Source organism: Comamonas sp. Z1 (assembly GCF_008121555.1).
GTDB lineage: Bacteria > Pseudomonadota > Gammaproteobacteria > Burkholderiales > Burkholderiaceae_C > Comamonas > Comamonas thiooxydans.
The window spans coordinates 38,746-58,591 of the sequence record NZ_VOQT01000015.1 but is presented as its reverse complement, the minus strand read 5'-3'; the positions used below and the strand labels follow the sequence as shown (position 1 = coordinate 58,591).

Here is a 19,846-nt window from a genome sequence, read left to right as displayed (position 1 = left end):
GGGGCATCACACCATTACGCGCAATGACTTCGCTACGTTCTCTGTGGCTGCGGCTGCATCGCTGGTTTGCCCTGGGCCTGGGCTGGATTCTGATTCTGGCCGGGCTCACCGGCACCCTGCTCATCATCGGCCAGCCACTGGACCGCATGGCGCACCCCGAGCTGTTCCAGGCCCGCACGACGCATGCGCAGCAGGCCGCAGCACTGACGCCGATACTGGCAAGAGCCCATGAGGAGTTCGGCAGCAAAGCCACTCTGCGCTTCCGGCTGCCTCAGGAGACGCAGGACAGCCTGTGGCTGCGCGTTCAGGCTGCGGACTGGCGCGGCACCATTTACCTGGACCCTGTCACCGGACAGGAGCAGGGCCGTCGTGGCGAGACCGAGGGCTTTGTCAACACGCTGTTCAAGCTGCACAGCACCTTGCTGCTCGACGCCAATGGCAAGGCCATACTGGCCTGGACCACGCTGGCCTATGTGCTGCTGCTGCTGACGGGCGTCATTCTCTGGTGGCCCAAGCGCTGGCCGGGCAACTGGCACATAGAACTCAACAAAAGCCTGGTGCGCGCCCTGTTCGACATGCACCGCATCGGCGGCGTGATCATGGGCCTGCTGATCGCGGTGTCGGTCATCACCGGTGCCTATATGGCATGGCGACCGCTGGGCGACTGGCTCAATGTGCTCAGCAGCAGCACGGCAGTCAAGCCACCCAAGCTGCCCGCACTGGCTGCGCAAGGCACCGCCCAAGCGCTGCCAGCCGATGTAGATGCCATGCTGGCCTCGGCCCGCGCGGCCATGCCCGATGCCCAGGCCAGCTTCGTGCAGCTGCCGCCCAATGCCAAGCAGGCCGTACGCATCCGCTTTCGCGCCCCGGGCGAGCCGCACCCCAACGGCATCAGCTCGGTATGGCTGGACCCGCGCAATGGTGCCGTGCTGGACGTCAGGCGCTGGAATGAACTCGACCCCGGCGCTGCGGCGGTGGCCGTGGCCTATCCGCTGCACACGGGCGAGCTGGGTGGCGTGCTGATGGAAATCCTGGCCGGCCTCAACGGCCTGGTGCTGAGCGGCTTGGGCATCAGCGGAATCTGGCTCTGGTGGCACCGCCGCAAGGCCAGAAAGCTTGCCGCCCAGAGAAAGCCCTGAGAGCGCGGGCCGGCGCCCTGCAACCTGCGCCCGGCCCTTGCCCCATGTTCCAGGTTCGAAGCCCCTGTTAAGGGCCGGGTCTGCTTGCATCACAGCCTCTGCGGCCTCAGCATCTGTACTTCCACCGATGAGCAGACAAGGAGCTGAAGATGGCTATGAATCCCGTTGGCTGGTTCGAGATCTACGTGCAGGACATGTCGCGCGCCAGGAGCTTCTACGAAGCCGTGCTGGGCTGTCAGCTGCAAGCGCTGGCCATGCCGGAAGGCGGCGAGCACCCCGATATGGAGATGTGGGCCTTCCCAGGGCAGCCGGATAACGCTGGAGCCACCGGAGCGCTGGTCCGCATGCCGGAATGCCCCTCTGGCGGCGGCGGCACGCTGGTCTATTTCGTCTGTGAAGACTGCGCCGAGCAGGCCGCCCGCGTTGCACGCAACGGCGGCAGCCTGCACCGCGACAAAGTCTCCATAGGCCCCTATGGATTTATTGCCCTGGCCATCGATACCGAAGGCAATATGTTTGGCCTGCACTCGATGAAATAGGGCTCGCGCCAGCCCACGAAAAAGGCCTGCCTCCGAGGAGGACAGGCCTTTTTGCCTGGCAAGCGGGCGCAATCAGGCCAGCAACTGCCTCAGCACATAGGGCAGGATGCCGCCATGGCGGTAGTAGTCCACCTCGATGGGGGTATCGATGCGCAGCTTCACGGTCACGGTTTTCTTGCTGCCATCGGGCCTGGTGATCACCAGCTGGGCATCGCTTTGCGGCGCGAGGTCGGCGGCCGGGATCACATCGATGAACTCCTCGCCCGTCAGACCCAAGGTTTGCCAGCTGTCATTGCCCTTGAACTGCAGCGGCAACACGCCCATGCCCACCAGATTGGAGCGGTGAATGCGCTCGAAGCTGCGCGCCACCACGGCCTTGATGCCCAGCAGTTGCGTGCCCTTGGCCGCCCAGTCGCGGCTGGAGCCCGTGCCGTACTCCTCGCCGGCCAGCACCACCGTGGCACGGCCCGCGGCCTGGTATTTCATGGCCGCGTCGTAAATGGCCATCTTCTCGGCCCGGCCATGGTCGTCGCGGAACAGGGTGACACCGCCCTCCTCGCGCGAGCCGTCGCCTGCGGCGGGGATCATCAGGTTCTTGATACGCACATTGGCAAAAGTGCCGCGCATCATCACCTCGTGGTTGCCCCGGCGCGAGCCATAGCTGTTGAAGTCGGCCTTTTGCACGCCATGCTCGAGCAACCACTTGCCTGCGGGCGAAGACTCCTTGATGGAGCCTGCGGGCGAGATATGGTCGGTGGTGATGGAATCACCGAACAAGGCCATGATGCGAGCACCGTGCACCGCGCTGGAGTTGGAGCCTTTCTGACCTGCAGCGCTGCCCCCGTCTTCGGGTGGTGCTTTCAAATCCAGAGCAAAGTCGGCAAAGAACGGCGGCTCGGCGATATAGGTGCTCTCGGGCCAGGTATAGGTGGCGCCCGTCACACCCCGAATCTTTTCCCAGAGCTTGCCCGGCTCGCTGGCCACCTGCTCGTAATTGCTGCGGAAGGCCTTGCCATTCATGGCGAACTTGAGCAGCTCCTGAATCTCCTCGCTGCTGGGCCAGATGTCGCCCAGATACACATCCTTGCCGCCCTTGCCCTTGCCCACGGGCTCGGTCATCAGGTCTTTGCGCACCGTGCCGGCAATCGCGTAAGCCACCACCAGCGGAGGGCTGGCCAGGAAGTTGGCCTTGATATTGGGGTGAATGCGGGCCTCGAAATTGCGGTTGCCCGAGAGCACGGCCGAGCAGACCAGATTGTTCTGCGTGATGACGGCATTGATCTCGGGGGTGAGATCACCGGCATTGCCGATGCAGGTGGTGCAGCCGTAGCCAGCCAGCGCAAAGCCCAGTTTTTCCAGGTAGGGCAGCAAGCCCGCCTCGGTCAGATAGCGGGTGACCAGGCGAGAGCCCGGGGCCAGCGAGGTCTTGATATGCGGCTTGACCTTGAGGCCTGCCTGCACCGCCTTCTTGGCCAGCAGGCCCGCCGCCAGCATGACGCTGGGGTTGGAGGTATTGGTGCAGCTGGTGATGGCTGCAATCAGCACATCGCCGCTGCCGATATCGAAGCTCTTTTCCGGCGCTGCAACCGCATGACTGGCATCAACAGCAATCGCACTGGCCTCGACCTTGCCGGTCTCGGGCGTGTTGCTCACCATCTCGGCCTTGTTGCGCTCCGCACCAGCCGACAGGGGTTTGCTCTCGGGCTGCAAGGCCTCGGGACCATCGGGGCTCACCACGTGGCGACGCGCCAGCTGATCGGCAGGGAGATTGAAGCCATTCTGGGCCACGGGAGCGCTGAACAGCTCGTCGAACTGCCCGGCCACATGGCCGATCTCGATGCGGTCCTGCGGGCGCTTGGGCCCGGCCAGACTCGGTGCCACCTTGCCCAGATCCAGCTTGACCACATGCGAGTAGTCGATTTCGCCGGCCTTGGGCACGCCAAACAGCTGCTGGGCCTTGAAGTAGGCTTCGAAGGCCTGAATCTCGCTCTTGGTACGTCCCGTTCCCTTGAAGTACTCGATGGTCTTTTCATCGACTGGGAAGAAACCCATGGTCGCCCCATACTCAGGAGCCATATTGCCGATGGTGGCGCGATCCGGCAGCGACAGGCTGCGCGTTCCTTCGCCAAAGAACTCGACGAACTTCCCGACCACTTTTTCCTTGCGCAGCAGCTCCGTGACGGTGAGCACCAGATCGGTGGCCGTCACGCCTTCGCGCAACTGGCCGGTCAGCTCGAAGCCCACCACATCGGGCGTGAGGAAGTACACGGGCTGGCCCAGCATGGCCGCCTCGGCCTCGATGCCGCCCACACCCCAGGCCACCACGCCTATGCCGTTGATCATGGTGGTATGGCTGTCGGTGCCGACCAGGGTGTCGGGGTAGTACACCGCATCACCCTTGCCGCTCCTCGCCTTGTGCACGCCGCGCGCCAGGTATTCCAGATTGACCTGGTGCACGATGCCGAAGCCCGGCGGCACGACACCGAAGGTGTCGAAGGCCTGCATGCCCCATTTCATGAACTGGTAGCGCTCCTGGTTGCGCTGGAACTCCAGCTTCATGTTCAGGTCCAGCGCCTTCTTGGTGCCGAAGTAGTCCACCATGATGGAGTGGTCCACCACCAGGTCCACGGGTACCAGCGGCTCGATGGACTTGGGCTTCTTGCCCAGCTTGGCAGCGGTGCTGCGCATGGCGGCCAGGTCGGCCAGCAAGGGCACGCCGGTGAAGTCCTGCAGCACCACGCGCGCGACGACAAACGGAATCTCGTCGACCCGCTCGGCCTTGGATTGCCAGCGCGCCAGCTGCGCCACATGCTCCTCGGTGATCTTGTTGCCGTCACAGTTGCGCAGCACCGATTCGAGCACGATACGAATCGAGACCGGCAGGCGCTTGATCTCCGGGAACTGCTTGGCCAGGGCCGGCAAGGAATAGAACTTGCCCTTCTTGCCCTCGGCCAGTTCAAAGGACTTCAGGGTTTTGGCAAAAGCATGCGACATCGTGAGACTCTCCATGGACAGAACACAGGGAAAACGCTTTTGCATTCCATTGTGCACACAATGCCCATGAAAAGGGTGGGACAGGGCGCCGGCAACGCAAACCGGCTCACATGGCGCAAGAAAAGAAAGCCCGCGCGGGGCGGGCTGGAGTCGCGCCGAAGCAATCTCAGGCGCCGGCGTCCGGCAGAAACTCCTCTCCTTCGCTCAAGGGCGCAAAGCGGTAGCTGGCCGGCGTGCGGCTGAGCTTGACTGGAGCGCCCAGCCCCTGGTATTGGCCCATCGTCACCACCATCTCGCGGTGTACGGTATGCGGATGCTCAAGCGCCTGAGCTACATCGAGCACCGGCGCGGCAGGCACGCCGATGGCCATCAGCTCGTCGGCAAGCTTCAGGCCATCTAAGGGCGCAAACGCCTGCTCCAGCAAGGGCTTGAGCTCGGCTCTATGGACGGAGCGCTGGCCTGCGCTGGCAAAGCGCTCGTCCTGCGCCAGTCTCTCCTGCCCGACATGCTGGCACAGCAACCGGAACTGCCTGTCGTTGCCCACGGCCAGAAAAATGGGAGCACCGCCTGTGCTGAGAACGTCATAGGGATAGATATTGGGATGTGCATTGCCCGAGCGCTGCGGCAGCTTGCGCCCCATGAACCAGTTGGCCGCATGGGGATGGAGCAGCGACAGCCCGGAGTCGTAGAGCGAGGCATCCACCAGTTGCCCCTGTCCGCTGCGCCCCCGCTCGTGCAGGGCCAGCAGCACGCCTATGGTGGCATTCAACCCCGTCACCATGTCCACCACCGGCAGTCCCACGCGCAGCGGGTCGCCGTCGGCTTCGCCATTGATGCTCATGATGCCGGCCATGGCCTGGATGGCGGCGTCGTAGCCGGGCAGGCTTCCCAAAGGGCCGTCGGCGCCGAAGCCCGTGACGCGGCACCAGATCAGATGCGGCAGCTCTTCGCGCATCTGCTCATAGCCTATGCCCCATTTCTCCATGGTGCCGACCTTGAAGTTCTCCACCACCACATCGGCCTCGGCCATCAAGGCGCGCACGCGCTGCTGGCCTTCGGGCGCGGACAGGTCGAGAAACTGGAGGCGCTTGTTGCGGTTCAAGCCGAAGTAATAGGAGGCCACGCCGTCGCGAAACGGAGGCCCCCAGGTGCGGGTGTCATCGCCCTGCGGCGGCTCCACCTTGAGCACATCGGCGCCATGGTCGCCCAGTATCTGGCCGCAGAACGGCCCGCCGAGAATGCGTGACAGATCAAGCACCTTGACGCCCTGCAGGGCTCCGGCACCAATCGTGGCTGGATTGTGCATGTTTCACTTTCCGACAGAATGCGGGCCCATGGCCTGCGTGTTGATCAAAGATTGCTCGTGGGCTTGCACCGCCAGTCGCGGCAGCCCATGTCTCAGGCCAGAGGCTTTCGGCCCACGCTGCGCACCAGCGCGCTCAGGCGCTGATGGATGGCATGGAAGCTCTGGTCCGCCTCTGCCTGCGAGGCAACGGGCTGGCGCAGGTGCTTGCCCTCCAGCTCCAGCTTGGCGCGGATTTCCGGATTCACCAGCGCCTGCCCTATGGCGCTGCGCAGCGCGGCCACGCGGTCGGCGGGAGTGCCCTTCTTCACGAAGTAGCCCGCACTGACCGTGTATTCGAAATCCGGGCTGAGGCGGCTTTGCGATATCAGCGGCACATGGGTTAGCTCCTTGGGTAAGACCTTGGAAAAGCTGGTCAGAATCTTCAGTCGCCCCTGCTTGGCCATGCCTTCGAAGCTTGCCTGATAAGGCAGGATGGCGAAGTCCACCTGCCCTCCTGCCAGGTCCTGCAGGGCCGGCGCTCCGCCCTTGTAGGGCACATGCAGAAACGGCAGCTTCAGTCTGGCTGCCAGAGCATCGCCCATGAGGTTGTACATGGAGTCCACGCCCACCGTTCCATAGGTCAGCGGGCCGCTTTTGCTGGCGCGTGCATATTCGATGAACTCGTCATAGCTTTCGACAGGCAGCCCGCTCTTGACCATGAGCACGATGGGCGACTCCGTCGTGGGAGCCGCCAGCGTGAAGTCGCCTGGCTTGTAGCGCGCTGCCGTATTGAGCATGGGCGCCAGGAAGATCTCGTTGGCCGAACCATGGAAGAACATATAGCCGTCTGCAGGCGCGTTGAGCACCTTGGCTGCGGCAATCAGGCCCGTGCCGCCGCCCAGGTTCTCCACCACCACCTGCTGCCTGATGCTGCGGCCTATGGATTCGGCAAAGATGCGCGCCGCCACATCGCTGGCCCCGCCTGCGGGAAAAGGCACCATAAGGACCAGAGGCTTGGCCGGAAAGCTTTCTGCAGCCCGGACCCAGCTCGAACCTGCCGCCAAGGCAGCGGCCTGCCACAGCGTGTGCCGCATAAAGCCGCGGCGGTTCCATGTGTTCATCTTTTCTCTCCCGTTCAGGGTGCGACCGCTCAGGCCAGATAGCTTTGCACCAAGTGCGTCCAGAAGGCCGCACCTATGGGCAGGGCCTTGTCGTTGAAGTCGTACAGCGGGTTGTGCACCATGCAGCCTCCGTCCTCGCCCACGCCATTGCCCAGCCGGATATAGGCGCCGGGGCGCTTTTGCAGCATGTAGGCAAAGTCTTCGCTGCCCATGGTCGGCGTGCGCTCGCCCACCTTGTCCTCGCCCAGCAGGCTGATTGCCACCTGGCGCGCGTATTCGGTCTGGGCTGCACAGTTCACGAGCACCGGGTATTTGTGCACGTAGTCGATGTCGCAGCTGAGCTGATAGCTCTCGGCCTGGGCCTGCACAAAGGCCTTGATGCGCGTCTCCACCCAGCTGCGCACGTCCGGGTGCAGGGCGCGCACGCCGATCTTGAGCACTGCGCTTTCAGGCACGATGTTGAAGACCTCGCCGGCCTGGATGGAGCCCACCGTGATCACGGCCGCCTGCTGGGCGTCGATCTCGCGCGTGATGATGGACTGCAGCCCCAGCACGATGCTGGCCGCGCACTGCATGCTGTCTATGCCGTGGTGCGGCATGGCGCCATGGGCGCTGCGCCCGCGCAGCGTAACGGTCACGCGGTCGAACGAGGCCATGGCCGGTCCCTGGCTGATGGCCATCCGGCCCACGGGCAGGCCCGGTGCGTTGTGAAGCGCATAGATCTCGTCGCAGGGAAACAGCTCGAACAGGCCCTCGTCCACCATGCGCATGGCGCCGCCTTCGTTCTCCTCGGCCGGCTGGAAGATCAGGTTCAGCGTACCGTTGAAATCGAGCTTCTCGGCAACGTACTTTGCCGCGCACAGCAGGATGGCGGTATGTCCGTCATGACCGCAGGCGTGCATTTTCCCGGGCAGGCGGCTGGCGTAGTCCAGGCCTGTTCTTTCATGGATAGGCAAGGCATCCATGTCCGCGCGTATGCCCAGCGACTTGCTTCCCGAGCCCTTTTTGAGCACGCCGACCACACCGGTGACACCCAGGCCGCGGTGCACGGCATAGCCCCAGCGAGCCAGGGATTCGGCCACCATGTCGCTGGTGCGCGTCTCTTCGAAGGCCAGTTCGGGATGCGCATGAATGCTGCGGCGGATCTCCACGAACTCGGCAGCAACGGACTGCAGTTGGGCGAGCAGAAGGGAAGTTGAAGAAGTCATGGCTATGGATGGTTGAAATACCCCGGCTCATGTCTTGCATGGGCTCTCGGGCAGTGGCAGGAAGTGGCAGGTAGTGCGAAACAGTGTCCTCCTCACGGCCGAGGCGAGGAGTTTCGAAAAGTTCTAACACGTCCACCCTTCGATGGCATGCCTGCGCTTGCGCCCAAGCGACAGCGCCATCAGTCAAGCTTCACGCCGGCCTTTTGCACCACCTCGCTCCATTTGTCGAGCTCGCTCTTCACGAAGCCGGCCAGATAGGCGGGCTGGGTATCCGCGCCGCGCTCCAGGCCCTGGGCCGCAAAGGCTTTCTTCACATTCTCGGAATCCAGCGCCTTGGCATAGGCCTGATTGAGCAACTCCACCCGCTCCACCGGCATGCTCTTGGGGCCGACCACGCCGAAGAACACGCTCACGTCGTAGCCGGCCAGACCCTGCTCGGCGATCGTGGGGATCTGGGGCATGGCGCTGGAGCGTTTGGCCGTGGCCACGCCAAGGGCCTTGACCTTGCCGGCCTTGATATAGGGCATGGCCGTGAGGATGTCGGTGAAACTCATGTCCACCTGACCGGCCAGCAGGTCGTTAAGCGCCGGCCCGGTGCCCCTGTAGGGCACATGCTGCAGCTGGGTGCCGGCCAGGCCGTTGAACAGCACACCCGCCAGATGGGATGAAGCGCCATTGCCCGAAGACGCGAAATTGAGCTTGCCGGGCTTGCTCTTGTCCAGCGCGATCAGCTCCTTGACGTTGCCGACGCCCAAATCCGGCCGAACCACCAGCACATTGGGCAGATAGCCCACGTAGATGATGGGCGTGAAGCTGGTGCGCGGGTCGTAGCTGATGGACTTGTACAGCGGTTTGTTGATGGCCAGCGGACCCGAAGTACCGAACATCAGCGTATAGCCGTCAGGCTTGGCACGTGCCACGAAGTCCGCTCCGATATTGCCGCCGGCGCCGGCCTTGTTCTCCACGATCACGCTCTGGCCCAGCTCCTTGGTCAGCTCGGCAGCCAGAATACGTGCCATGGCGTCGGTTGGGCCGCCAGGCGGAAACGGCACGAGGAACGTGATGGGGCGTGTCGGGTATTTTTCCTGGGCAAGTGCGGGCAGTGCTGCCGACAGGGCGGCGGATGCCATCAGGCCCAGCGCTGCGCGTCTGGCTTTATGCATGTCTGTCTCCTTGGAAGGGGGTTGCCGATGAACTGGGAAAATCACTGCGGGGTGCCGCTGGCAACGGCCTTGAAGCGCTCCATGCGCGTCTTCTCGCGTGCGTAGGCGCTCCTCGCGTACTGCTCGAACTCTTGCGGACTGCGGTAGTTCAGCGGCTGATTGAGTTGTTCGAGGATCTTGCGCCCCTGCGCCGACTCCAGCCCCGCCTTGAAGGCGTCATGAATGATGCGCAGCCGCGCCGGTGCCAGGCCGGCAGGGGCGGCAATGCCATAGGGCGACTCGATCACCGCGTCCACGCCCTGCTCCCTCAAAGTGGGCACCTGAGGGAACTGCGGAACACGGCTGGACGTGAACATCGCCAGGTAGCGCAATCGGCCCGACTGGATATGCTGGGAGGCTACGCCGGAGAGCACGCCCGCATCGATGTGGCCGCCCAGCAGGTCGCTGGCCTGCTCCGAGTCTCCCTTGTAGGGCACGCGATTGAGCTGCAGGCCCGTGGACTGCACCAGCTCGCTGAGTACGATGCTGGGCGTTTGCACCGGACCAGCCGCACCGACGGAGATCTGGCCGGGACGCCTGCTCGCATCTTCGGCAAACTCCTTCCAGCTCTTCCACGGTGCTTCCCGACGCACAGCCAGCCCGAAGGTGTAGTCGGTCATGCCGATCACGTAGCTCAACTTCAGGGGGTCGAAGCTCACCCGGTTCAGATACGGTTCGCGATAGACACTGGCAGGCAGCACCGCCAGGGTGTAGCCATCCGGCTGAGCCCGCGCCAGCTCCACCGCACCAAACGTGCCGTTGGCGCCTGGCTTGTTCTCTATGACCACCAGTTGTCCCAACAGCTGCGAGGCTTGCTGTGCCACCACCCGCAAATGCGCGTCCGTCGGTCCGCCAGCGCCATAGGGCACCACCAGGCGTATCGGCCGAGCCGGATAGGAGTCGCCCTGAGCCTGTGCGGCAGAATGGGCTGCCGCCAGCAGCACTGCTCCCGAGGCTGCAGCCAGCAGCCTTCGGCGCTCTCTTGCGTGATTGCGCATATTTGTCTCCTTGCAGAAATAATCCGAGAGCCAATAACGCCTTTTCACGAAGCGTTTCAGCGGTTTCTTCTACTTATTTCAAGGCCGCCGGCAATCACTCCAGCCACTGCGCCGGCACGGCAGCCACATCGTCCAGCGGATCGCGTGGCAGCACACGGTGCAGCAGCACCAGTTGCGACAGGCGCAGGCGCTCGTTTGATCCGGTCTGTGCTGCTTCCCAGGCCATGGCGATGGCCGTGGTGCAGTTGTAGAGCGCTGTGGCGGCCTGGCGGGCCAGCACTTCGCCGCCGTCCCGAGCGGCCCTGTCAGCCAGGATGCTGGCGCGGGCCAATGCATCTTCCAGCGCCTGGCGGTAACCGGGCACCAGGCGGGCATGATCGAGCAAGCCATGCAGATACTGCTGCAGCACAGGTAACGAGCCTTCGCGCTTGATGGCGCGGATCACGTCCAGCGCCACGATGTTGCTCGTGCCTTCCCAGATCGAGCCTAGGTGGGCATCGCGCACCAGGCGCGGATCGCTCCACTCCTCGATATAGCCGCAGCCGCCGCGCACTTCCATCGCATCGCCGGTGACCTTGCGTGCATCGCGGCAGGCGCGGAACTTGATCAGCGGCGTCAGAATGCGCAACAGCGCATAGGCATCCGGCTGGCCCGCATCGGAGCGCATCAGCGTCTGCGCGGTCTGGAACACCATGGTACGCGCCTGCTCGGCGGGAACGCGCAGCTTGTCCAGTTGGCGCTGCATCAGCGGCATCTGCTCCAGGCGCTTGCCAAAGGCAATGCGTTCATGGGCGATGAATTCGGCCTCGGCCACAGCGCGGCGCATCATGCCGGCGGAGCGCACACCGTTGGACAAACGCGAGTTGTTGACCATGTCGGCCATCTGCACAAAGCCTCGGCCCTGCTCGCCCACGAGATAGGCCACGGCGCCGTCCATGCGGATCTCGCCGCTGGCCATGGACTTGGTGCCCAGCTTGTCTTTGAGGCGGATGATGCGGTAGCGATTGGTGCTGCCATCGTCCAGGGAACGCGGCAGCAGAAACAGCGAGATGCCCTTCATGCCCGGCGCCCCGCCCTCCACACGAGCCAGCACCATGGCGAACTCGGCATCGGGGTTGGAACAGAACCACTTGTCGCCGGTGAGAAGCCAGGAGCCGTCGGCCTGAGGGGCGGCCATAGTCAGCGTGCCCGCGATGTCCGAGCCTGCGGCCTGCTCGGTCATGAACATCGCGCCCTGGGCCTGCTTCTCCCAATCCAGCGAGAGCAGCTGAGGCAAATACTTGCCCACCAGCTCGGGGGTACCGTACTTCTTGAGCGTGCGCGTCAGCGAATCGGTCATGGACAACGGGCAGCACAGGCCGAACTCGGACTGCACGAACAGAAAGGTCAGTGCGTACTTGACGATGGGCGGCATCTTGCCGCTCCAGCCCAGCATGTCTTCCCGGTGCGAAATGGCTTGCAGACCGAACTCACCGTAGGCGATGCGCTCAAGCTCTTCATAGGCTGGATGCTTGATGATGCGCTGGCTGTCCTGGCCCGCGCGGCTGCGATGCTCAAGCGTGGGCGGATTCCTGTCGGCAACGCCGGCCAGCTCGTCGATGCGCCCACCGGCCAGCTCACCCATGCGCTGCAGATAGGGCTGCAGATGGGCCAGCAGATCGGCTGGCAGATAAAGCGCCAGCAGCGACTGCAACTCAGGATCGGTGGCGTAGAAATTGGCACCGTGGCGATCAGGCACGGGATGGGCTGCAGCGCGGACAGCCTGGGCCATGGCATGCACCTGGCTCTTATCGTTGGCGGACATGAACGTCTCCTGCTGAATTCGAATATCCCTGAGGAGCTGAGCCCCCTCTCATCGGAAAGAGGACGACAACCTCGCTACAGGGCTTACCTTGCTTGCCGTCTCTGAGTTCGGCCATGACGAATTCAGGCGATATGTACCGCACACAAATCCGGCAATTGAGGCAAGGACTGCCACGAATTTCAGCACCCTCATATATTCACGTCAAATATTATTAAAATCTTTCTCAATACTTTTTAAATATCAATAAATCATGGAACTGAGGTTGCTGCACTACTTCGTCACCCTCGCCGAAGAACTTCATTTCAGCCGTGCGGCGCAGCGGCTGTCGATCTCCCAGCCCCCGCTGTCCGTGGCCATCAAGCAGCTGGAGCAGGAACTGCAGGCCCAGTTGTTCGAGCGCAGCAGCAAGGGCGTACGGCTGACTGCGGCCGGTGAACATTTGCTGGACAAGGCACGCCAGCTATTGGCTCTGAGTCAGCAGGCCGCACAGGAAACGCGCGACGTGGCCCAGGGCACGCGCGGCCATCTGCGCCTGGGCTTCGTGGGGTCGAGCCTGTACCGCGGTTTGCCACAGGCGCTGGAGCGGTTCCAGCACGACCACCCCCTGGTGCGCGTGGACATGCTTGAGGCCAACAGCGCAGAGCAAATCCTGGACCTGCAGCAAATGCGGCTGGACATGGCCCTGGTCCACTCCATACAGCCGCCCGAAGGAATTGCCAGCCGGCTGCTGATGGAAGAGCCTTTCGTGGTCTGCCTGCCCGATCGCCACCCGCTGCAGGCCAGCGCCGCCATCGATCTGGCCGAACTCAAAAACGACCGTCTGATCCTGTTCTCCAGCCTGGTCTCGCCTACCTATCACCAGCGCATCTACGAGATGTGCCTGGCCCATGGCTTTGCACCCGAAGTACGCCACGAGGTACGGCACTGGCTGTCGGTGATCTCGCTGGTTTCGCTGGGTCAGGGCGTGGCACTGGTACCCCAGGCGCTGACACGCGTGGGCATGCCGCGCCTGATGTTCCGCCCGCTCAAAGGATCGCACCCATCATCAGAGATGCTCGCCATGTGGCGGCGTACACCGGCCAATCCGCTGGTGCAGGCATTGCTGGCCTGCCTGCAGCAGGCCGTGACGGAACTATGAGGCCAAGTCAGGACTCATCATCGCTGACCGGCAGGCCTGCCCGGATCTGCTTCAACGCTTCACCGCCGAATTCTTCGAGATAGCATTGGCTGCTCACAAGGAACGCTTATTTGCATGGAAATAAGGGGCCGGGACAATTTACACAACTCCGGGCAATTCATCCTGCCACTTGGCTAGTGAATGGGAAGCCAGTTACGCGCTTGGCTCGGGGGGGAGCGTAGGTACGGACCTTGGAAGTGCTCAGGCCCAGGCGCACGAGCGACTCGGCAATGGTCACGGCTGCGGCTACTCCATCGACCACTGGTACACCTGTCAGTTCACGAATCCTGGCATCCAGTTCAGCCATGCCTCCACAGCCGAGGCAAATGACTTCAGCATGGTCTTCGCTGACGGCAAGGCTGGCTTGACGAACAATCGCTTCAACCGCGCGCTCGGGTTGGGTTTCCAACTCCAGCACAGCCATGCCGCTGGCGCGAACCGATGCACAGCGCTCGTCCAGGCCGGCAAGCTTGAGTCGATCCTCGATCAATGGCACAGCCCGATCCAGCGTCGTGACCACCGAGTATTTGTGGCCCAGGAACATGGCCGCGGTGGCCGCTGCCTCGGTGATGTCCACCACGGGAACGTCCAGCAACTCCTGCAGGCCCTCGCGGCCATGTTCACCGTAGCCGGCTTGAATGACTGCATCAAAGGGTTGTCCATAGCTCATCACGGCATCCATCACACCTACCGCGGCAAGATAGCTCTCAAAATTCCCCTCGACCGATTCGGCACCAAAGCGCGGGGTCAGCGCGACTATCTCTGTTCCAGGCGCAGCAACCTTCCGAGCTTGCATGCCAATGGCATGGGTCATCGACTCGGTGGTGTTCACGTTCACGATCAAAATGCGCATGATTTTCAACTTTCCTTCTCAGTGTTTGGCGGAGGCTACGGAAATGGCTTCGCCATCCTGGTCTTCGTAGGTGAGACCTTTCGGTGCAACCATCCAATAGAACAAGGCACCCAGTCCGGCTGCGATGAACCAGGAGAACTGGGACAGCGATTGCAGCGTCGGCAGGAATGCAAAGAGCAGCGAGATCAGGGATGAAGGAATCAGGGCCTGAATTGCCTTGGGGTTGATGCCATTGCGGTAGTGATAAGGGCCTGCAGGGTCGTGTGTATAGAGAGCCGGAACGTTCACGCGCTGTTTGCGGATCAGCCAGTAGTCAGCCATCACGATGCCGAACAGCGGTCCCAGAAATGAACCCAGCCCTCCCAGGAAGTAGACGATGACCAGCGGAGAGTTGTAGAGATTCCAGGGCAGGATCACGAAACCGAGAACCGCACTGACAAGCGCTGCCCGGCGGAAGTTCAGATGCCGGGGCATGAGGTTTGCCAACGCCAGGGCAGGAGCCACGAAATTGGCCATCAGGTTCACGGCGATGGTCAAAATCAGCAGCGAAAGACTGGCCAACATCAACAGCGGCTTATTGGGAATGTTCTGGACGATGTCGGTCGGGCTTTGAATCAGCGTGCCATCGATGGCAAGCTGGCCGCCTGTCAGGATGACCACGATCAAGCCGAAGATCAGCATATTGATCGGAATACCCCAGAAATTGCCTTTCACCACGGCGCTGCTTGAGGTGGCTGCGCGTGTGAAATCACAGAAGTTCAGCACGAAGGTGCCGTAGATCGCCACCCATAGCGAAGCAGCGCCCAGGATCTGCAGCCACATGGCTCCGCCACTGCTTGCAAATGGGGCAGACCAATGCAGAGTCCATTTGGCGCTGTAGAAGATCCATCCTGCCAGGGAAATGAAAGTCAACAGAATTACAGGTCCGGCAAAGGCTTCGTACTTTCGGATGCTCTCCATGCCCCAGCAGGCAATGAGAACCTGCACAACCCACAGGATGGAAAAGCTGATCCAGCCCAGCAATGGCAGGCCCAGCACGACTTGCTCTTTGAGCGACTGCAAGCCGGGAAACAGCGTGATCAGCATCACGTCGAGGACCATGGATGCCAGGTAGGTTTGAATGCCGAACCACGCAATGGCGACTCCGCCGCGGATCAATGCTGGAATCTGCGCACCGCGTGTACCAAAGCTGATGCGGCTCATCACCGGAAAGGGAATCCCTGTACGGGTCCCCATAAAGCCCGAGAGGGACAGCAGCACGAACAGAAATGCCGCACCCAGCAGAAGCGCCATCAGAATCTGGTGTCCTCCCAGCCCAAGCGTGAAAAGACCGATGGCAAACGCGTAGTTGCCGAGGCTGTGTACATCGTTGGCCCAAAGAGTGAACAGGCTGTAGCTCCCCCAGGTACGCCCCTCTTTCGAGGTAGGTGCCAGATCGTGGTTGTACAGCGCCGGAGAAACTCCGGCCGGCAAGCCTTTATCTCGCTTTGGGCTGGTGGTGTTGGCCCCCGAGGTTAATGACTCGCCATGGGTGTCCAGTACTAGGTTGTTCATATGCCGCCTTCCATCAGGGTGCTCCGTGGAGCCCCTTTGCCATGACCTCATTTCGGCTGAGCAGGTCATGCTTGTCTACCGTTATTAGCGGCTACGGGCGACGCAGGCCTGCAGCCATGTTTTCGCTGCTGAAGAGCTGTGATGCTTATGAAGCGAATCGAATCTGCCTCATGTCCACTGCTTCAGCAAGCTTGTCCAGAAATGCTTTGAACACATCGCTGACATGCATGCAATGTATACAAGACATGAATTCAAGATGCTAGTAGGAACCCTGGTTCTATCGGCCAGAGACATTGATTCGATGGAGTCCTCAGATGGGAGGACGAACGGTCAGTAGCAGGCGCAGCAAGCCCTGGCGTGCATTTCTTCCCTGGGCGAGGTGCTGAAACCTACACTTTGATCATGGCTGTTTTGCGTAGATACCCATCTATGAACCTCTCCATGATCCGCGCTGAGCAAAGCCAGGTTGCTGTGCGTATCAAGAGGCCATAGAAAATACTCTCGAAGTCACACATCGGAATGAGTACCAGTAGTCACTGCTCAGTTGTTGCAAAGCCGGCATTCAGCCCGCATTCATCGCAGCAATATCGCCCGCCAATGAGCAATCGGCGCCGATGCTCCCATGGCTTCGAAATCAGTTGCGATGCCGGGCAGGACAATGACAGCTGCATTCACCAAGGGCGGCAGCAGTCGAGATAGATGGATAGTCCATTCGGCGGGCAATGCGGAGACCAGCGCTTTGTTGCGATCGGTGGCGTTGGCAATTCTTGCTGGAAGACCATTCCACGATGCAATGGCTATCCATGTGGTTTCATGGCCCTGATTGAAACCGTTCCGGCGTCTATCCGCAACGCGAGCCATTCCAGGTCCTGGTCGAGGAACTGGCATAGCGCCGGAGCCATGATCACCATGGGCCGAGGCGGCTCCTTGATAAATGCTGCCGGGCATGATCAGCGAACGCGTAAGTCATCACCGGCACAGATGGCGAGCTCAATCGCCCCCTGGTAGGGACAAGCGCTTCAAGCCTCCATATTGGCTCGCCGCAAAGTGTTGGGAGCTCGAGATCGGCAAAGCGGCCGAGCGGCTCAACCAGGCCGGATCTCGCCAAGGACTCCCATCGACTTTGAAACGCCTATTTGGCTGAAGACGAATCTTCAGGAGCCAGAATGGAGCGGAGTCGGTTGCGTGCTCCGCGACGACCAATCAAGCTTTCATCAAGGCGCGATGCCAATGCATCGATGTGAGCAATCATTAATTGTTCAGCCCGCAGATTGTCTCCAGCCGCCAGCGCCTCAACAATGGCGGCGTGATCGTCATTGAAGACTCTGGCCTCGGTCTTCGACTGGTATAGATCTGAAATCAGAGTTGTTCGTGCCGAGAGATCGACCATCATAGAAGTCAGGAACCGATTGCCCAGACACTCTGCCAAGCAAATATGAAAGTCGGCCAGCAGCCAGCTGCGGGCTTCTGCGTCCCCACAGGCAATGGCTTTGCGCTCTTCGGCGATGTGCTTGCGCAGGCGTTTCAGTGTTGCCTGCAAGGGTTGACCAGCATCACGCAGCATGCCCGGCTCAACGACGCGCCTCGCTGCATAGGTTTCCTGAGCCTCCTCAAACGAAGGCTCTGCAACATACCAGCCAACCCTGGAGCGGACCTCCACAAATCCCCGGGTCTGAAGGTGCATCAAGGCCTCGCGGACCAGGGTGCGGCTGACCTGAAACAAGTCCGCAATGTCTTGTTCACCCAGTTTCTCTCCCGGACGAAGCTTGGCTGTCAGGATCGACTCTATGAGACGCTCGGCGATCTTGGTTTTGGTGATGACTGGAGTACTCATTAAATTGATTTTATGCGACCGAGCTGTTACGAAGTTGAGGATAGGAAGCGTCAATAAATTCGACCATGCCCGCAATGGCAGGTGATAAATCTTGCGCTCCAGAGAGCATGTTGCGGAGCTGGCTGAAGGAAGAGCGTAAGTTAAATATGCCTGGCGGGCTATTCGTCTTTCTTCTCCTGCGATTGCCTCAAGAAACGTCCGATATACCTTAAGGGAGAATACCTAGCTTTTCTACAATCAACCTTGTATACAAGTGTTGAGTTCAAGATTTATGATGAAGCAATGGAAACCTCACTCACCTGGTCCATTGCAGAAAGTCTGACCAAAGCAATTGTTGAACATCGACTGATGCCCGGCACCAAGTTGCCGGAACAGAAGCTGGCCAATCATTTTGGTGTTTCCCGCACTCTGGTTCGCCAGGCTTTGTTTCAGGCATCACAGAACCGGCTGATCACGCTCGAGCCCACGCGCGGAGCCTTTGTGGCCACGCCCTCGGTGGATGAGGCGCGCCAGGTCTTTGCTGTGCGTCGCATGCTCGAAGCCGAAATGGTGCGCAATTTCGCCGCGCAGCAGACACCCTCCCGCTTGTTGGAGCTCAAAGCGCATGTGGCGGCCGAAAGGAAGGCCATGGAAGCCAATGACGTGGGCCAGTGCACCGAGCTGCTGGGCGACTTCCATGTGCGCATGGCCGAGCTCATGGGCAACGAGGTGCTGGCTCAACTGCTGGGCGAGCTGATTTCCCGCTGCGCATTGATCACCCTGATGTACCAGTCTGCATCGGCGGCCGAACATTCGCACGAAGAACATGCCGACATCGTGACCGCACTGGCTGCGGGCGATGCCGAACATGCGGTGCAGCTGATGCAGCTGCACCTCGATCACATGGAAGAAGGTCTGTCCTTTAACCGTACTTTGCCAACGCACGATTTGTCGATGGCACTTTCATCCGTATCCCTATGACTTACGATTCCACCGCCTCCTACCCACGCGACCTGATTGGCTACGGCCGCAACACGCCCCATCCCGAATGGCCCGGCAAAGCCCGCGTGGCCGTTCAGTTCGTGCTGAACTACGAAGAAGGCGGTGAGAACCATATCCTGCATGGCGACCCCGGCAGCGAGCAGTTTCTGTCGGAGATGTTCAATCCCGCCAGCTACCCGGCCCGTCACATGAGCATGGACGGCATCTATGAATACGGCTCGCGCGCCGGCGTCTGGCGCATTCTGAAAGAGTTCGAGAAGCGCGGTCTGCCGCTGACCGTGTTCGGCGTGGCCACCGCCCTGCAAAAGCATCGCGAGCTGGCCCAGGCCTTTGACGAACTCGGCCACGAAGTGGCCTGCCACGGCCTGAAGTGGATTCACTACCAGAACGTGCCCGAGGAGATCGAGCGCGCCCACATGCAGCAATGCGTGGACATTTTTGGAGAGATCTACGGCGCGGGCGGCGACCACGGCCTGGGCTGGTACACCGGCCGCGACAGCCCCAACAGCCACCGCATCGTGGCCGATGCCGGTCGCTTTACCTACGACAGCGATTACTACGGCGACGACCTGCCTTTCTGGATGAAGGTCGCCAAGAGCGACGGCACGACGCACAAGCAGCTCATCGTTCCCTACACACTGGACGTGAACGATATGCGCTTTGCCCTGCCCCAGGGTTACTCGCATGCCGATCCGTTCTTCCAGTACATGAAGGACACATTCGATGTCCTGTACGCCGAGGGCAATGCCAGCGGCGACAACGCCCCCAAGATGATGAGCATCGGCATGCACTGCCGACTGCTGGGCCGTCCCGGCCGGATTACAGCGCTGCAGCGCTTCCTCGACCACATCCAGAAGCACGACAAGGTGTGGGTGTGCCGCCGTATTGATTTGGCTCGTCACTGGGCCGAGCGTTTCCCCTGCAAGGAAGCAGTCTCGGCCTGACCGCACGATCCGAGAACCCCAGGAGATTGAGGAAGGCAAGCTAGGCACTCGATTTTTCGAGACATCATCGCAGCCAGTTGCAACTAGTGCGGCCCTGCATCCCTGCCCTGCGGGCAGGAGTAGCCTCTGTGGAGGCTTGCCAAGTGCGCCAAGTGCTGTCCCTGCTTTGCCGTTGATCGGTCCATGCTGACCAAAAGTGCTGGGTGCTATCGC

Annotated in this window: 16 protein-coding genes; 5 read left to right on the top strand and 11 right to left on the bottom strand. The window is 61.5% G+C overall.

Going from position 1 to position 19,846, the window contains the following annotated elements:
• Positions 1–23 precede the first annotated feature (23 nt).
• Positions 24–1,139, top strand: coding sequence for a PepSY domain-containing protein (locus tag FSY45_RS21355; RefSeq protein WP_046461999.1), 1,116 nt, complete (start codon positions 24–26; stop codon positions 1,137–1,139).
• A gap of 149 nt (positions 1,140–1,288) precedes the next feature.
• Entirely contained in the window at positions 1,289–1,678 is a 390-nt protein-coding gene (locus FSY45_RS21350; RefSeq protein WP_012839226.1) for a VOC family protein, read from the top strand.
• 72 nt (positions 1,679–1,750) lie between these two features.
• Here FSY45_RS21350 and FSY45_RS21345 read toward each other — a convergent pair whose 3' ends face one another.
• The 7 genes from FSY45_RS21345 to FSY45_RS21315 all read right to left on the bottom strand — a co-directional run bounded on the left by FSY45_RS21345 (position 1,751) and on the right by FSY45_RS21315 (position 12,290).
• A complete protein-coding gene (locus FSY45_RS21345) occupies positions 1,751–4,672 on the bottom strand; it encodes an aconitate hydratase (RefSeq protein ID WP_046462008.1) in 2,922 nt (973 codons plus the stop codon).
• 166 nt (positions 4,673–4,838) lie between these two features.
• Positions 4,839–5,978, bottom strand: coding sequence for a CaiB/BaiF CoA-transferase family protein (locus FSY45_RS21340; protein WP_003063951.1), 1,140 nt, complete (start codon positions 5,976–5,978; stop codon positions 4,839–4,841).
• Positions 5,979–6,070: 92 nt separating this feature from the next.
• Complete coding sequence (locus tag FSY45_RS21335) at positions 6,071–7,078, bottom strand: tripartite tricarboxylate transporter substrate binding protein (RefSeq protein ID WP_046462000.1); 1,008 nt, start codon at positions 7,076–7,078, stop codon at positions 6,071–6,073.
• 29 nt (positions 7,079–7,107) lie between these two features.
• Complete coding sequence (locus tag FSY45_RS21330; RefSeq protein ID WP_046462001.1) at positions 7,108–8,286, bottom strand: M20 aminoacylase family protein; 1,179 nt, start codon at positions 8,284–8,286, stop codon at positions 7,108–7,110.
• A 179-nt stretch (positions 8,287–8,465) separates the two neighbouring features.
• The gene (locus FSY45_RS21325) at positions 8,466–9,449 is read right to left on the bottom strand and encodes a tripartite tricarboxylate transporter substrate binding protein (protein ID WP_046462002.1); all 984 of its coding nucleotides are present in this window, start codon (positions 9,447–9,449) and stop codon (positions 8,466–8,468) included.
• A 41-nt stretch (positions 9,450–9,490) separates the two neighbouring features.
• Positions 9,491–10,486, bottom strand: coding sequence for a tripartite tricarboxylate transporter substrate binding protein (locus FSY45_RS21320; protein ID WP_046462003.1), 996 nt, complete (start codon positions 10,484–10,486; stop codon positions 9,491–9,493).
• 94 nt (positions 10,487–10,580) lie between these two features.
• On the bottom strand, positions 10,581–12,290 hold the full coding sequence (locus tag FSY45_RS21315) for an acyl-CoA dehydrogenase family protein (RefSeq protein WP_046462004.1): 1,710 nt from the start codon (positions 12,288–12,290) through the stop codon (positions 10,581–10,583).
• 250 nt (positions 12,291–12,540) lie between these two features.
• On the opposite strand from FSY45_RS21315, the gene FSY45_RS21310 reads away from it, so the two are divergent.
• On the top strand, positions 12,541–13,428 hold the full coding sequence (locus FSY45_RS21310) for a LysR family transcriptional regulator (RefSeq protein ID WP_046462005.1): 888 nt from the start codon (positions 12,541–12,543) through the stop codon (positions 13,426–13,428).
• A 157-nt stretch (positions 13,429–13,585) separates the two neighbouring features.
• Here FSY45_RS21310 and FSY45_RS21305 read toward each other — a convergent pair whose 3' ends face one another.
• The 4 genes from FSY45_RS21305 to FSY45_RS21295 form a co-directional block, all read right to left on the bottom strand.
• Positions 13,586–14,320: an aspartate/glutamate racemase family protein gene (locus FSY45_RS21305; protein WP_003063973.1), complete on the bottom strand. Its 735-nt coding sequence runs from the start codon at positions 14,318–14,320 to the stop codon at positions 13,586–13,588.
• 18 nt (positions 14,321–14,338) lie between these two features.
• Positions 14,339–15,874, bottom strand: coding sequence for an NCS1 family nucleobase:cation symporter-1 (locus FSY45_RS21300; protein ID WP_034361755.1), 1,536 nt, complete (start codon positions 15,872–15,874; stop codon positions 14,339–14,341).
• A 573-nt stretch (positions 15,875–16,447) separates the two neighbouring features.
• Positions 16,448–16,735 (bottom strand): hypothetical protein, encoded by a 288-nt coding sequence (locus FSY45_RS27895; protein ID WP_187427587.1) that lies wholly within the window; start codon positions 16,733–16,735, stop codon positions 16,448–16,450.
• A gap of 271 nt (positions 16,736–17,006) precedes the next feature.
• Positions 17,007–17,708: a GntR family transcriptional regulator gene (locus tag FSY45_RS21295; protein WP_003063980.1), complete on the bottom strand. Its 702-nt coding sequence runs from the start codon at positions 17,706–17,708 to the stop codon at positions 17,007–17,009.
• A 282-nt stretch (positions 17,709–17,990) separates the two neighbouring features.
• Between FSY45_RS21295 and FSY45_RS21290 the strand changes: the two genes are divergently transcribed.
• Positions 17,991–18,668, top strand: a complete 678-nt coding sequence (locus tag FSY45_RS21290; protein WP_148748376.1) for a GntR family transcriptional regulator — start codon at positions 17,991–17,993, stop codon at positions 18,666–18,668.
• On the top strand, positions 18,665–19,633 hold the full coding sequence (puuE, locus tag FSY45_RS21285) for an allantoinase PuuE (RefSeq protein WP_148748375.1): 969 nt from the start codon (positions 18,665–18,667) through the stop codon (positions 19,631–19,633). Before FSY45_RS21290 ends, puuE begins: the two co-directional genes overlap by 4 nt.
• The last annotated feature ends 213 nt before the right edge of the window (positions 19,634–19,846 follow it).

What these genes read in the sequence shown, in the direction of transcription:
- FSY45_RS21300 (WP_034361755.1), bottom strand. Translation starts at nt 15,874, where the DNA reads ATGAACAACCTAGTACTGGACACCCATGGCGAGTCATTAACCTCGGGG.
- FSY45_RS21350 (WP_012839226.1), top strand. Translation starts at nt 1,289, where the DNA reads ATGGCTATGAATCCCGTTGGCTGGTTCGAGATCTACGTGCAGGACATG.
- FSY45_RS21305 (WP_003063973.1), bottom strand. Translation starts at nt 14,320, where the DNA reads ATGCGCATTTTGATCGTGAACGTGAACACCACCGAGTCGATGACCCAT.
- FSY45_RS21325 (WP_046462002.1), bottom strand. Translation starts at nt 9,449, where the DNA reads ATGCATAAAGCCAGACGCGCAGCGCTGGGCCTGATGGCATCCGCCGCC.
- FSY45_RS21335 (WP_046462000.1), bottom strand. Translation starts at nt 7,078, where the DNA reads ATGAACACATGGAACCGCCGCGGCTTTATGCGGCACACGCTGTGGCAG.
- puuE (WP_148748375.1), top strand. Translation starts at nt 18,665, where the DNA reads ATGACTTACGATTCCACCGCCTCCTACCCACGCGACCTGATTGGCTAC.
- FSY45_RS21340 (WP_003063951.1), bottom strand. Translation starts at nt 5,978, where the DNA reads ATGCACAATCCAGCCACGATTGGTGCCGGAGCCCTGCAGGGCGTCAAG.
- FSY45_RS21355 (WP_046461999.1), top strand. Translation starts at nt 24, where the DNA reads ATGACTTCGCTACGTTCTCTGTGGCTGCGGCTGCATCGCTGGTTTGCC.
- FSY45_RS21330 (WP_046462001.1), bottom strand. Translation starts at nt 8,286, where the DNA reads ATGACTTCTTCAACTTCCCTTCTGCTCGCCCAACTGCAGTCCGTTGCT.
- FSY45_RS21310 (WP_046462005.1), top strand. Translation starts at nt 12,541, where the DNA reads ATGGAACTGAGGTTGCTGCACTACTTCGTCACCCTCGCCGAAGAACTT.
- FSY45_RS21290 (WP_148748376.1), top strand. Translation starts at nt 17,991, where the DNA reads ATGGAAACCTCACTCACCTGGTCCATTGCAGAAAGTCTGACCAAAGCA.
- FSY45_RS21295 (WP_003063980.1), bottom strand. Translation starts at nt 17,708, where the DNA reads ATGAGTACTCCAGTCATCACCAAAACCAAGATCGCCGAGCGTCTCATA.
- FSY45_RS21320 (WP_046462003.1), bottom strand. Translation starts at nt 10,486, where the DNA reads ATGCGCAATCACGCAAGAGAGCGCCGAAGGCTGCTGGCTGCAGCCTCG.
- FSY45_RS21315 (WP_046462004.1), bottom strand. Translation starts at nt 12,290, where the DNA reads ATGTCCGCCAACGATAAGAGCCAGGTGCATGCCATGGCCCAGGCTGTC.
- FSY45_RS27895 (WP_187427587.1), bottom strand. Translation starts at nt 16,735, where the DNA reads ATGGCTCGCGTTGCGGATAGACGCCGGAACGGTTTCAATCAGGGCCAT.
- FSY45_RS21345 (WP_046462008.1), bottom strand. Translation starts at nt 4,672, where the DNA reads ATGTCGCATGCTTTTGCCAAAACCCTGAAGTCCTTTGAACTGGCCGAG.